At 48.6% G+C, this 13,770-nt stretch carries 11 protein-coding genes; 3 read left to right on the top strand and 8 right to left on the bottom strand.

Annotated features, from left to right (window positions below; all coding sequences use genetic code 11):
* Positions 1-32: 32 nt before the first annotated feature.
* Together K0I31_RS07095 and rfaH are read right to left on the bottom strand one after the other, a co-directional pair.
* Positions 33-2,768: an SLBB domain-containing protein gene (locus tag K0I31_RS07095; protein ID WP_220080358.1), complete on the bottom strand. Its 2,736-nt coding sequence runs from the start codon at positions 2,766-2,768 to the stop codon at positions 33-35.
* A gap of 704 nt (positions 2,769-3,472) precedes the next feature.
* Entirely contained in the window at positions 3,473-4,000 is a 528-nt protein-coding gene (gene rfaH / locus K0I31_RS07090; RefSeq protein WP_220080357.1) for a transcription/translation regulatory transformer protein RfaH, read from the bottom strand.
* A 576-nt stretch (positions 4,001-4,576) separates the two neighbouring features.
* Here rfaH and K0I31_RS07085 point away from each other — a divergent pair.
* Positions 4,577-6,046, top strand: a complete 1,470-nt coding sequence (locus K0I31_RS07085; RefSeq protein ID WP_011865198.1) for a peptide MFS transporter — start codon at positions 4,577-4,579, stop codon at positions 6,044-6,046.
* Positions 6,047-6,150: 104 nt separating this feature from the next.
* Here K0I31_RS07085 and K0I31_RS07080 read toward each other — a convergent pair whose 3' ends face one another.
* Both K0I31_RS07080 and K0I31_RS07075 read right to left on the bottom strand, forming a co-directional pair.
* Positions 6,151-7,254: a response regulator gene (locus K0I31_RS07080; RefSeq protein ID WP_220080356.1), complete on the bottom strand. Its 1,104-nt coding sequence runs from the start codon at positions 7,252-7,254 to the stop codon at positions 6,151-6,153.
* Between the two features lie 130 nt (positions 7,255-7,384).
* A complete protein-coding gene (locus K0I31_RS07075; RefSeq protein WP_434086922.1) occupies positions 7,385-8,116 on the bottom strand; it encodes an MlaA family lipoprotein in 732 nt (243 codons plus the stop codon).
* A gap of 238 nt (positions 8,117-8,354) precedes the next feature.
* On the opposite strand from K0I31_RS07075, the gene K0I31_RS07070 reads away from it, so the two are divergent.
* The gene (locus K0I31_RS07070) at positions 8,355-10,523 is read left to right on the top strand and encodes a hypothetical protein (protein WP_220080354.1); all 2,169 of its coding nucleotides are present in this window, start codon (positions 8,355-8,357) and stop codon (positions 10,521-10,523) included.
* On the top strand, positions 10,523-10,879 hold the full coding sequence (locus K0I31_RS07065) for an EscU/YscU/HrcU family type III secretion system export apparatus switch protein (protein WP_220044754.1): 357 nt from the start codon (positions 10,523-10,525) through the stop codon (positions 10,877-10,879). Before K0I31_RS07070 ends, K0I31_RS07065 begins: the two co-directional genes overlap by 1 nt.
* A 30-nt stretch (positions 10,880-10,909) precedes the next feature.
* Here the strand turns inward: K0I31_RS07065 and K0I31_RS07060 are convergent, their stop codons facing one another.
* The 4 genes from K0I31_RS07060 to K0I31_RS07045 form a co-directional block, all read right to left on the bottom strand.
* Complete coding sequence (locus K0I31_RS07060) at positions 10,910-11,317, bottom strand: DUF2802 domain-containing protein (protein WP_011865193.1); 408 nt, start codon at positions 11,315-11,317, stop codon at positions 10,910-10,912.
* A 129-nt stretch (positions 11,318-11,446) separates the two neighbouring features.
* The gene (locus tag K0I31_RS07055) at positions 11,447-11,941 is read right to left on the bottom strand and encodes a chemotaxis protein CheW (RefSeq protein WP_011865192.1); all 495 of its coding nucleotides are present in this window, start codon (positions 11,939-11,941) and stop codon (positions 11,447-11,449) included.
* A gap of 7 nt (positions 11,942-11,948) precedes the next feature.
* Positions 11,949-12,950, bottom strand: a complete 1,002-nt coding sequence (locus tag K0I31_RS07050) for a chemotaxis protein CheW (protein ID WP_220080353.1) — start codon at positions 12,948-12,950, stop codon at positions 11,949-11,951.
* Complete coding sequence (locus tag K0I31_RS07045) at positions 12,934-13,725, bottom strand: ParA family protein (RefSeq protein ID WP_220080352.1); 792 nt, start codon at positions 13,723-13,725, stop codon at positions 12,934-12,936. Before K0I31_RS07045 ends, K0I31_RS07050 begins: the two co-directional genes overlap by 17 nt.
* Between the last annotated feature and the right edge of the window lie 45 nt (positions 13,726-13,770).

The raw sequence follows: 13,770 nt of genomic DNA, 5'->3' as shown, positions 1-13,770 counted from the left end.
AACTAAGCTCATCAAAGTGCTCATATTAAAGCCTATAACTTGGCTATAGTGGCCAATGCAACGGCGCTGTTATAAATAATGCCAGTAACCTGGGTCCAGAGTGTGAGGTTATCTTTATACTCTGTATCCAGCGGTACAATAATGGTGTCACCAGGATTGAGCTCAGTATTACTGCTAAACCACATTGAACGATTCGGCAGGAGCACCGAACCATTTGCCTTAATAATGTAGGTTCTGTCTTCATCGGCGCGCTCTCTGGCGCCACCAGACATCTCAAGATACTGATCTAACGTTAAGCCTTCTTTAAACCTATGAGTGGCAGCATGTTGTACCTCACCCATTACCGCAATCGTCTGCTTAACTGACGGCACATAGAGAATATCTTGATCTTCAAGCTGAATATCGGCCTGTTCGATACCAATCGATATAGCAGACAAATCAACAACCAAACGGCCTACCGCCTTGATGTTTTCAAGGTCGGCAAGCATCATTTTAGCATCGCTGTAATTAACTACATTGCCATCTTTGGAAACACCACGAGTGGCAATATCACGGCGCAGTTGGTCTGCAAGCTTCTTAATTTCAAGCTGCTCTTGCTGGCGTACTGACTCACGAACAAACACCGAGGATGGTAAATAGGCATACTGGGTAAATCCGCCAGCACGATCGATCACGTCGGCAAGCGTTTCACCACGGCGAATGTTATACATGCCTGGGAATTTTACCTCACCACGAATCTCAACGGCTTTATTTTCTTGCCAGTCAGGCGTTGTCATTACCGTCAAGATGTCTCTGGAACTTAACGCCACATTGGCACTATCAATCCCTGCCAATGCGTCATCTAAATTAACACTTGAATGGTTAATGCTAGACTCTTCGCTTCCAATTACCGTGGTGGTCAATTCTGCTCGAGCCGTGTAGGCACCTTCAACCAATCCACCCGCAGCAATGACTAAGTCTTTAACCTTAGCCCCTTGAGAAAGGGGATACACACCTGGATGACGTACCTTACCGCTGATGGCGACGACTTGCGTGCCTTTATCTGAGTTACCTTGAGCAGCTAGCTGTGCAACAACTGGATAAAGCAGCTCACTACGATTCATTGAGCCACTAAGCTTAATGAGTTCCTTATCCTCAAATAGGTTAGCCAGCATCTTATTGACTTCACCCTTTACAAGCTGCTCTTTATCATCAGGCGCTTCTTTAGCTACAACGACACCACCAATTTGACTACGTTGTGAAAGTTGCATCTTATCGAGCTGAGAGAAGCCAGCCTTAAACAGATCGTTACCTACAAGGCTATCACCCGTAAGTGAGGTCACCTTTTTAACTCTATGTTTAACCAACTTATTAAGCTCGTAACGATTTTGTGTATCATCGCTATAGTTGAACAGCATGACCTTATCACGAGGGGCTAATAACAAATCTTGCGTGACATCTTTCTCGGCGATAGCGCGGCTAGGAGAGAATTGAAGTACCTTAACCTTTCCGTAGCGATTCACCTCTCTCACAATAATCGCATAATTGAGATCGGCTGAAATTGAAAGATCGCCCCAAAGTGATGGCAGAAGATCGCCTATTTTTTGGCCATCAAACCATTGGTATTTTCCTGGTCGAACGACAGCACCAACCACGGTAATGGCATCTTCAAACTGGCCAGAAGCATTTTTTACACGAATAAAGTCACCGGCTTGGGCCTTTGTTGATTTACCTTGAGTAGAAGTTAAATCGACATTCACGATACTGCGAAGGCCATTACTATTATATCGCTCTATACTGCTACTCTTAGGATAAGCGCCAGGCTTTACCCCTGCGGCCATTGCGACAATATCGGCAACCGTCTCATTTCGTTTCAACTCATAGATTGCTGGGCGACGCACTTCGCCGGTAATGCTGACGAGTCCACCTACAGGAGGAATAAATACTACATCGCCTGAACGCAAACGTATGTCACCTGACGCATCACCTCGCATCAAGAGATCGTAAAGATCCATGCTGCCGACTAGCTTGCCATTACGCTTGACCTGAATGTTACGCAGTGAACCAATCTCGTTCACCCCGCCGGCGACAAACAACGCTTGGGTGATAGTAGACAAGCTCGAGACGGTATAAGAACCTGGCTTATAGGCGTCACCGGCGATAAAGATACGAATAGAGCGCAGCTCACCCATGGTGATGTTCGACTCAATCCCTATCATCTGCTGAGAAATACGATGACTCAGAGACTCTCTAAGCTCGGCAAAACTTAAACCCGCTACCGAGATAGGACCGAGTTCGGGGAATTGAATGTTCCCGTCTCGATTAATCACCAGGTCATATTCTTTATTCTCTTTGCCAAAGAGCTGTACCTTAATTCTGTCACCAGGGCCAACCAAATACTCACCAGGAACTGGCACATCGGAGACAGGGGCAAAAGTGGTAGGTTCACCTTGAAAAAGCTCGTAGCCAAAACGTGCTAGCAGCTTCTTCTGTTCATCCTGTGAGAAATTAAGCTCATTAGCCGCATCGCGGGAATGATCGACCATTTCATTAGTTGCACGAGGCTGGACAACCTGCGGACTATCGAGGTTTTGCTGTGAGGCACTCGCACCGCTAAGCATCGCAGGATCGATTCCATACTGACGTGCAAGTCTTTGCTGCTCGGAAGCTGGCAGATTTTTAAACTGCTCTATCATTTGCGGCGACGGCGTGATCGCCTGCACCTGGGTCCCCACCAAAAACAGTGCGGCAACCGCTGTTATAATGACTTTTTTGGTTCGTTGTAACACCGATGTTCTCCATTGATAAAGGCAAGGTCTAAATAAAACGTTCCGGCTTAAGCAGATAAAATCTAAGACAATTACTGGCATTCGGACACGATACAGGACCGCGTGGCGGCGATCTGACTCAGTACATCCTGGACTTCACTCTTTGGGCCAGCTAAAGCTGTTAATGCTTGTTCCTGACAATCATTTTCGGCAATCGCTTAACGAATACTATCTCAAAATGCTTAGTGTTCATTCGATGCCCCGCGGGCACGCTACCGCCCATAGGTTACGGCTCCCAACATGCCCTTCGCCACGCGAAATCTAACTTTTAAATCACTCTTTACTAAAACACTTTGGTTAATATGCACTACAAAATGACACATTAAATAAAGTACTTTTGCGCTATCTTGAAGAAAGCGATTCATTGTACTGGAACAAAATGACAATTACTGCTCATATACTCGTCAATCGTTTAATACAATCGAATGCGGTAAGCACAATCAGCTTAAAATCACTCAATACAGTCCTTCAACGACCAAAATCTGTTACCGAATGACCAAAATGCCAACAAAACGGGAAGATTAATCTAACAACAAATCGCGCGTTATAGCAGATCTCTTACAAAGATTAGCGCCAACGACCTACTTCTTATCCCTTATAAACGTCTAGCTTTTGCTTCAAAGAGCTATTTGACCAATCAGAAGCTACCCAATCGGCTACCTCTCTCAAATACCCTTGATACTGGCCCTTGAGACAGACACCCTCTTTTGCTGCCCCATGATCTCAAACAGAATGTGACAACGCTTATCGCCACTCTGCTCTTCGAAGATCCCTTCAAGCTCCTTAAATGGCCCTTCAACAAACTTCACCTTATCGCCGACAGACAACCTAGGCTGATCGTTACCACTCAACAAATCATCACTCGGTAATTGCAGCGCATTAAGCAACTTGGCCTCACGCATCTTAATGGAATGCACTATGGCATCGTCGATCGCCGTCATCTCTTCTCGGCAACCTATGATTCGAGACACGCCTCGTGTCGAGTGAATCTTGCTGACGCTGATCTCTAGCGGGTCGAAATAGATAAATAGGTAACAGGGAAATAGCGGTAAACGCTTTACGCTGGTCTTACCGGACTTAGTGATCTGTTGCGGGAGAGTGGGCAGGTAGGTCTCTATCTGTTGCAATGCAAGATTTTGCTGCGCGCGCGTTTCGCTGCGAGGTTTGCAATACACAAGATACCAAGACTTCATAATTTCCTTAAGAACCTAGTTTTATCGTTAGCTAACACTAATAACCGCTATGACAGAAACCACTGCGGACTTACTTTCACAATTGCTGTGTTTTGCAAGACGCTCAGAATAACGCGCAACGCAAAGATAACGAGATAATTCAGGTGACATCCAATTCACGGCCGAAATCATAGCAAATACTCTAGGTCAAAGAAAAGAGCGTTTTTCCTCTATTTTTCCCGCCCGCTTTGTAACCTCAGGTCAAAACTTTCTGCAATGCGCAACAGACCGTAAACAATAATGCCCTACCCCCTCCAACCAGTGATGATTTGTTGGTCAGTTAACCCAGGTAAATTGACTTTTAGGCGATGAAAAGGGTATATAAGATGGGTTTGATAAAATTTAATACCCTAAATATTAAAATATAATAAATTCTCGCAACAAGCTTAGAGCGCAACAAGACAGATTAGATAACATTTTCATTAAGTTAGACTAATCGAGCGTCTCTATCCAACAAGCGAGCTATATTAGCAACAACCATTTTTCTACATAGTTTTTGTTATGTAGGCAATCACAAGCTGAAGGTGGAAGACTTACATGAGTGCAGCAAAACCCCAAGGTACGATGCTCGGCCATCCTAAGGGACTGTTCCTGTTGTTTACAACTGAGTTATGGGAACGTTTCAGTTACTATGCGATGCGAGCCATCCTAGTACTTTATCTCGTCGACGCAGTACAATCCCAAGGTGGTCACGGTCTAGGTTGGACCCAGGCAGACGCCCTAAATCTTTACGGTACATTCACAGGTCTTGTTTATCTGACTCCCCTCATCGGTGGCTGGCTCGCCGATACATTCCTAGGTCAACGTAAAGCCATCATGATAGGTGGTGCCCTGATGGCCGCCGGTCAATTTATTCTTGGTACCCCGCATGCTTGGGTACAAGGCATGGAAACTGAAGTCTTCTATGTTGGTCTGGGCGTCCTAATCTTAGGTAACGGCCTATTCAAGCCAAATATCTCTACTATGGTGGGTGACCTCTACGAAGAAGGCGATCACCGCCGTGACGGTGCATTCACCATCTTCTACATGGGTATTAACGTAGGTGCCTTCCTATCGGGCATCATAGTTGGTTCGGTCGTGGCTTACTTCGATGGTAACTTCCAAGCAGGCTTCATCTGTGCCGGTATCGGTATGATCCTCTCACTGATCATCCAGTTCCTGTTCGCACAAAAGCTGCTAGGCGATATCGGTCGTGTACCAGCCGCCCAACTTGAAAAGCAGAGAGCAGCAGAAAAAGGTGAAGTGCGCAAAGAGCCACTAACCAAAGTTGAGCGTGATCGCATCAAAGTGATCATGGTCATGGGTCTGTTTACCATTATCTTCTGGGCTGGCTTCGAGCAAGCCGGTGGCCTAATGAACCTCTTCACCAACGACTTCACCGACCGTATGATCGGCAGCTGGGAAGTCCCAACTACTTGGTTCCAATCACTGAACGCTATGTTCATCGTGATCTTCGCCCCTGTAGTTGCCTCTATCTGGGTTCGCCTGGGTGACAGAGAGCCAAACTCTCCGGTGAAATTCGCGCTAGGTCTGGTGCTGCTTGCAACAGGCTTCCTGTTCATGATCGGTGCGGTACTCGAGATGGGCGGTGACGCTAATGCTAAATCAAGCATGTGGTGGTTGGTAGGTGCTTATTTCTTCCACACCATGGGTGAACTGTGTCTCTCTCCAATCGGCCTGTCTATGGTCACTAAGCTGGCTCCACTGCGTATCGCTTCACTCATGATGGGTGCATGGTTCCTGTTTGTTGCCGCGGCTAACAAGATTGGCGGTATTATCGGTTCATTCATCGGCCACGGTGGCGCGAAAGAGGAGCAGCTAGCCAACGCTATGTCTATCTTCGCAGGCATCGCTATCACAGCCGCTCTGTCAGGCGTTATCCTCTACTTCATGGCGGATAAACTGGTTGACTGGATGCATGGCGCCGAAGACAGCCACCACACAGAAGAAGAAGCCTTAGAAGAAGAGATTGCTATCACTGCCGAGCATGAAGCAATTAAGCGCTAATGACTTATCGCTAGATAACTAAAATTTAGTTCCATAAAAAACGCCACTCAATGTGGCGTTTTTTGTTTTTTGACTTGGTGAAAATAAAATATTTCGAGGAATAACTAGAAGCTCATCTGCACATAACCACCTGGGGCAACCTCAGGACTGTAACTCAACCCAACAAACTCATCATTGAGTAACATCTCCCTATGCTCAATGTTGCTAGAAGCCACACAAAGGCTCTCTCCCGGCATTAAATTGCGAAACTGAGTGCTGGGCTGGCCCCACTCTAAAATACCCAGCTGCAGGGCGTCAGGCATCGCCAGCGGCATCAAGCCTTCCTCATTGCGAATATAACACCTCAGTCCCTTACCCGCCTGGGCGATTGATGCCCGATAATGAGTCAGCTCAACCACGGCGTAAACGATATCCACATAGATATCTAACCCCGACTTGCTCATCCGCTCATTGAGGTAACTCAGCATATTAAAGGGCTCGATGATGGTTTCGGTATTGTCATTGCGAAACTGTTTAAGCTTCTGATTGACAAAGCTCTTCAGCAATACGCTCGCAAAGGCGCAGCGGTTATCTTGTGGATGGAAATGCGCCATATACATGATGAGATACCGTTCGCCCACATTGACGCTATCGATAAAGTAGGCGCTCACCTCATCATGCTTGAACAAGCTATAGTCGATCTTGGCCTTGGGATAATCGATAACAGAGGGAGGAAACAGCTGCTGCTGAACGCTCTTAGCTGCCTCGGCGTTCTGCTCAAGCAGATTAAGGTGCTCTTCCAACTCTTGATAGGATAATTCGTCGAGATCTTCCAGCTGCACATCTTGCTGACTGCTGCCGCCCACACATTGGCGGATGGCATTCTCGATAAGACAGAGGTCATTAACTGGCTTAACCAAATAATCACTAGCGCCGACTCTGAGCGCCTCGACCACATCGGCCATCACCTGGTTACCGGAAATGACGATTGAGAGGGTATCTGGCTTGCGCTTTATCATCTGCTTGAGCATATCCAGCCCACCCAGGATAGGCATGCTGAGATCCGCCAGCACGATATCGAAATCGTGCTGACTAAACCGCTCTAACCCCTGCTGACCATCATCGGCCTCGATCACAGTCGCACCGCGATTGGTCAAGAAGGCGGCCACAATACTGCGAAATACCGGGTCGTCTTCCACTAACAGTATCACTAGATCTTCTAACGCCATTTAGCTTCCCCAGGCTTGCACTCTGGCTAAGCCGAAAAATCTAGTACATCCATATACGCCTAGATAAGCAACATCTTATCGCTAGTTCCTTCGCCTATTATGAAACAATGGGTTATGCGGGACACTGATGTTAATCAAGCTCTGTCATGTATTCGTCGAGCAATTCGTCATCATCAGTCGACACGGGTATGTCGCCATCATAAACTTTATAGTCAAGATGCTGAAAATACGCTTCCTTAACAAAAGTGTAGGGGTCAAGTGCATTATCGACAAGTCTTTCTTGGTCAATCGCCGATGCGCGCCTGTGTAGGTTTTTCAGTCCCCACTTGGCTAAGGATTGCCACATGGTCAAATCAGACAAGGGAAAATAGAGACCGTCCACCCAGTCCGAGGCCAATTCTCGAGTCACGTAGGGGCCTAAAAACGGCGCCATAAAGTAGGGGCCGTTAGGCACACCGTAGTAGCCTAACACCTCATTAAACTCGTCCTGCTTACGTTGCAGGCCCATCATGTCGGCTACATCGATCACCCCTAACAGGCCGATTGTGGTATTGATGGTAAATCGCCCCCCGGCATTGGCCGCCCAACCCCACTTGCCCTGCAGGGCGTTATTCACCATGGAACTGGGTTCTTCGAAGTTGAGGACGAAGTTATTAACGCCAGTCTTCACCGGCCTGGGCAAGATATCATTGTAGCCATGAGCCACGGGGCGATAGAAATATTTGTCGAGAAACTGATAGTTGAAATCCCACATGGCGCGGTTAAAACCCTCCAAGGGATCGCGCTCATCGTTATAGATAATGGTGACATCTGCTGTGGTGCTATCCGTTGCACGCTCATCGCTTGTGTCTGTCTGTGCCATCACCTGGGCACCAACCAATAGCAGACTCAACGCAATCCATTTACACTTCATATAAATTAGTTTCCTAATTAGTATTCACACGGCTAAAGTCACCAGCTATTGTTGACGATAAAGTGTCAATACTAGACTACACAGTTTGGTTTTCCTTTTCAGATCGCTAAGGATACTCAGCTAAAGCGATAGGTCAAATTGAATTTTGTAATAAGACATTCATGGAGCATCAATTTGAGGTTAACAATTGAGTAATTCCCGTATCGACATGCCCGCCCCAGCGGTATCTGGCGGTGAGCTTCTCACTCAAACAGACAAGGCTGCTCAGGCCAAAAATATTCCGGTTGAGGTAGCATCGACTCCTCAGGGCGACAAGCTCAGGCTCAATCATCGCGAGCTGGCGATCACCTATCAAGAAAGCAAAGATCAGCAAAGCCTAAAACAAGATACCGTCCGTCTTACAGTATTGACCCAATTGGGCGCCGCCGCGAATTCAAGCTCCATGTTAAGTGCTACCGTGCAAGCCCATGGAGAGGCGATTACCCTGCCCTTACCCAAAGGGCTGGTTGCCTATATCAATGCCAACCAGATAAGTCTGGCCCAGCTTACTAACTTCGCTAACCGCCCACAGGGCTACCCCTTAGGTGAGGTGCAAATAACCGCAAATCAGCTGTTTTTTAGCGATCAACAGCTGGTTAGATTACCTAGCCCTCCCATCGCTGATGGTCAGTACCTAGCCAAAATTACCATGGACAATGGACAATTAACCCTGGCGCTCACTCCTAAATTGGCAGAAGTGAATCTGCTGCTGACGCCAATGGGTAAAGCGGCGCTGCTGAGCAATACCAGCTCCCCCACATTCTATCTATCATCCCAGACATCACAGGCGCTTATCAGCAAACCTGAGTTAGCCAGCGCTTACCATCAGCTAATAAACAGCTTGGCAAAAACATCGTTAACGCCAGAATCGTTAAATGGGCTTATCAGAGAGTTAACCACACCAAAAGGCTCCGGAGAGTCCTTACCTGCTCTCATGCCAAGCAAGGCATCGGCAATGGCTAGACCGACAAATCTAGTAGCGACAAACCTAGCCCTAGCAAATATTGCAGCAAACAGAGCGATATCGAATCTGCAGATTAGCCAGATACCGCTTCAAGCAGCCCAAAACAATGACTTGGCAGCCGCGGCAATCAATTCGCGGAATAGTAACTCACTAACTTCAGCGCTAGATTCGGTAACTACAACTGGGTTTAAAAATGCCCAGACCCAGCAGCTAAAAGATATTGCCCAAATAAATCAGAGTCAGCTATATCAGAGAGTCAGCACCATGGTTACAGGGATCAGGCTCGATGCTAACGATCAGCTTGTCCGCCATGCCATGCTCCAATCCATATCCCAAGCCACATCCGGTGAACAAGGAAACGCCAACGCTAGCAGCCAGTTGCAATCTAGCCATGCCGCGCTCGCTCAGCTTGCCGCCTTAGGGAAGCAGCAAGGACAAATATCGCCAAGGGGTATATCACCGCAGTCAGCAGGTGTGAGCCAAACAACAACACTATCGGCAGCACTAAACGCTAAAGGGCTCAATTCCAAGGAGCTAAATCATAGAGGGCTGAATCTCGCGCTCGGTCAACTCGCAGATAAAGCCATGCCGGCAGCTAAAGGCGCGCAGGGTCAAAACTTGCTGCAGTTGATGCAACAACTTCTGCCACTCGCCTTCCCCAAGCCACTTACCCAGTTAGCGAGTCCTAGCTCATTGAAACAGGAGCTTATCGATAGTTTTGCCGGTATCGCTGCGCCGGCAACGCCAATATCTAGTCTTGCCAGCATCCCCAGTCATGCCGGTACCATAGGGGTACTGTTTCAGCTGCTCCTTGGCAGACAGGTGAAAACCCAGGCCGGCGGTAAAACCTCAAGCCCCTTACAAGCCCTGCAGCAGCTCACATCAAACAGCCAGCTACTCGGCCTGCTCGAAAAAAGCGGCGGTCTCGAATCACTTGGCAAGCTAGTATCTAACCTGTCCCTCTATCAGCAGGCAAGCAGCGATACGCCGCAGTCAACGAACTGGTACTTTACCCTGCCCTACATGATAGAGCACAGACATGAAGAGCTTGAGGGACACTTCAGTCAGGAAGAGCAGGAAAAAAATGCATCGCCCCACTGGCGGCTGCAGCTTAAGTTTAATCTGAGTCAGGCGGGTCTACTGATCAACGCAGATGTTAAAGATGGGTGGCTGAATCTGGGCTTCACCTCAGAGGATCAGAGTCTGCTCGACAGTATCGAACAAAGACTCATGGGGTTGGAGCAGAAGATCCAGGCGATCGGCTTAACCCCAAACAAGATTCGCACCCAAGTTTCTCAGGTACCCGCCTCTCTACTACCGGGCGAGCACTACTTGGTAAAAATTAAGGCCTAATGATGAACACATACGACGATAAACCTGATGACTTACAAAGTAGTTCAGACAGCAAACCACACAGACCCACTCAAGCCGCGGCGCTGCGCTATGACGGAAAGTCGGCGCCGCAAATCACTGCCAAGGGGGAGGATTTAGTCGCTGAGGAGATCATCTCCATCGCCAAGGAGGCTGGCATCTATATCCATCAAGATGCCAACTTGAGTAACTTTCTGCAAAAACTCGAGATAGGTGAAGAGATCCCCAAGGAGCTATATCTGCTCATCGCCGAACTGATCGCCTTCGTCTATATGCTGGACGGCAAGTTTCCTGAGCGCTGGGACAACATGCACAAAAGAATCATGCAAGAGGTGTAGTGTTTAGACAACTAGCTCAATAAAGGCGCGCTATCGCCCCTTACCATGAAGGCGCAGTAACAGTTCGGCCTCCGCCTTAGGCAGCTCACACTCCTTAACCAGCTCATCGATATCTGCGCCAAGTTCGACCATCTTCATCGCTCGGGTATAGAGCCTTGCCTGAGGTTCATCCGCCACAGTCTCATCGATGCGCGCCTCCTGCTTGGTCACCCGCTTTTCCAGCTCGAGCATGCGACGCCCAACGCCTATGGTGCCCGATCTCAGCTCCTGTAGCTCCTGCTTAACCGCCTCGCGCTGCCTGTCGTTCTCTTTAACCAGCAGCGTCAGGGCGTCAATCTTAGCTCTGAGCTTGCTAGTTTGTTTCTGTTGATACAGCACCAGTGCGAGACAGGCAACCACATACAGTAATGCCGCGATTAAGATCTCATCGCCTATCATAAATGCCAACTCCATTAACCTTGATTTCTACGCTCGACCATTTACAACAGAAAAAAGCCATCGAACGAGGCGACGGCTTTTTATCGTCAATGGCGATATCTCGATAGCAAACTACGTAAAGCTGGGCCCTTAAAGCTGAGCCAACTCCATCCACTCTTCATCAGAGAGTAACTTATCGAGATCCACCAGAATGAGCAATTCGTTATCGCGATTACTCACGCCTTGAATGAACTTGGCGCTCTCTTCTGTGCCCACATTCGGCGCGTTATCTATCTCAGAACCCCGCAGATAGACCACCTCGGCGACACTGTCGACAAGAATACCAATCACCTGCTTCTCAGCTTCGATGATCACGATACGGGTAGAGTCATCCACCTCGGCAGAAGGCAAACCAAAACGAGAGCGGGTATCGATAACGGTAACCACGTTACCACGCAGGTTAATGATCCCCAGCACATAATGAGGTGCCCCAGGTACAGGTGCTATCTCTGTGTAACGCAACACCTCTTGCACCTGCATCACATTGATACCATAGGTTTCATTGTCTAAACGGAAGGTTACCCACTGCAACACTTCATCATCTTTACCTGCGGCAACTGCCGCGACGTTTTTTGCATCTGCCATATCAACCTCAGCCAATAGAGTCCTGACTACCTAAACCCAAATTTAATAATTCAATCAGTGCCTGCACATGTAAAATGCCGCACATCTGTTCTTTTACGACGCCAGCCAGCCAAGGGCGCTTACCCGCTTTGGTACGCCAATTAACTTCTGACTTTAAAATTCTGACGGAATTCACCAAAGACTCACAGGCCAGTCCCCAATTACTGTCCTCTAAGAGTACAATATATTGGTAATCAACGGATTGCGCCAGTTTATCATCATATTTTTCCGGCATCACCCAGGCACCCGAATCGACAATATTGAGTTGCGAATCCCTGTGGGTCTGAACCCCAAGATACCAGGCCGGTCGCCCCATAATATGATTGATCCGCTCCACCTTAACAATTCCGCCAAGGCTCACCAAGGGTACGGCCAACGTGAGCCCCGCCACCTTGAAAAACAGCACCTGAAACTCTTCGTCGAGCTGCTCGACTAGCGCCTCTGTCACCCCTGGTGGTGTCGCGCCGATTTGCGTCTGCGGCGCCGCGGCCAAATCGACCTTTTCTGTAACAATTTCCTCTTGCTTAATACTAGCCGAAGTTTCTAATTTTTCTTCGATTTTTTGCTTAACTTGCGACTCAGATTTCGTTTGAACCGATACAGCTTGCGTCATCGCTTCGACGCTAGCAGGTTTGGTATCGAGCGTTTTGAGCTCCACCTTGCTTGCTATTTGAGTTTCTGTATTAGTTTCTGTCTGAGCATCTAACTCACTCACCGGCGCCAACAATTGCTCGAGCGCGAGCTTATTGAGCGGTGTCGGCGTAGCCTGAGTGACTACCGGGCGTGGTTTAGACTGTTCGCTAAGAGGCTGACGTTTTACTGCAGGTGAAGGGCTACTCATTTGACCATTTTGTGCTATCGCCTGCTCGCCCTTTACTTCAGGCTTGTCGGCCGTGACGCTCTCTTCACCGGGCTCGGAGAGCAGCAAGGAAAAATAATTAAAGACCGCTTCGTCAACCGAGTTTGACATGCGCAAACTCCTTGATCAGCAGGTGGTCGAGCAATCTCTCATAGGCCTTAACACCGCGTGAATGGCTGGCGTAGTGCGAGGCTGGCAGGTGCGCCAGGCTGGCATCACGAAACTTGGTATCCACAGGGATGACATCTGGCCAAAGCACATCGCCGTACTCTTCTCCCAGCTGCTGCAGGGCGGCAGGCGACGCCTTAGTGCGTCTGTCGTACATGGTCGGAACGATTGTATAGCTGTAAGTGGTGCTCTTAGAGCGCCCCATGAGCGTCATGGTCTTGACCATGCGATCTAGCCCCTTGATCGCCAGGAACTCAGTCTGCACCGGGATAATGATGTGCTCGCTGGCCGCGAGGGCGTTGACCATCAACACACCTAATACTGGCGGGCAATCGATGAGGGCTACATCGTACTGGTCGGCGACTAAGGCAAGTAGGCGTTTAAGGATCAACCCCATCCCTTCCTGATGACCGAGCGAGCGATCCAGCGTTGCCAGCGCCATGGTGGCCGGCAAGAGATCTATCCCTTCCACCTTTGTGGGAACTATATGGGCAAGCACCTGATCTCTATTCAGGTTCTTGTGTTTTAGAAACAGATCATAGAGCGAGGCGGGCACCTCTTCGGAATCTATGCCCAGGTAATAGCCCAAAGACGCATGAGGGTCTGTGTCTATCATCAAGACTCGTTTGCCCCGCTTTGCCATGGCGCCAGCCAGGCTCGCCACTGTGGTCGTCTTACCCACGCCCCCTTTTTGATTTGCTATGGTCCAGATCTTCAAGTAAAACCCCTTAAATCGCCGCGCGTATCGCCATCAGGTTATCGT

The organism is Shewanella spartinae, assembly GCF_019457555.1.
GTDB lineage: Bacteria > Pseudomonadota > Gammaproteobacteria > Enterobacterales > Shewanellaceae > Shewanella > Shewanella loihica.
The sequence above is the reverse complement of the archived record's forward strand: the minus strand, read 5'-3'. Positions and strand labels throughout refer to the sequence as shown.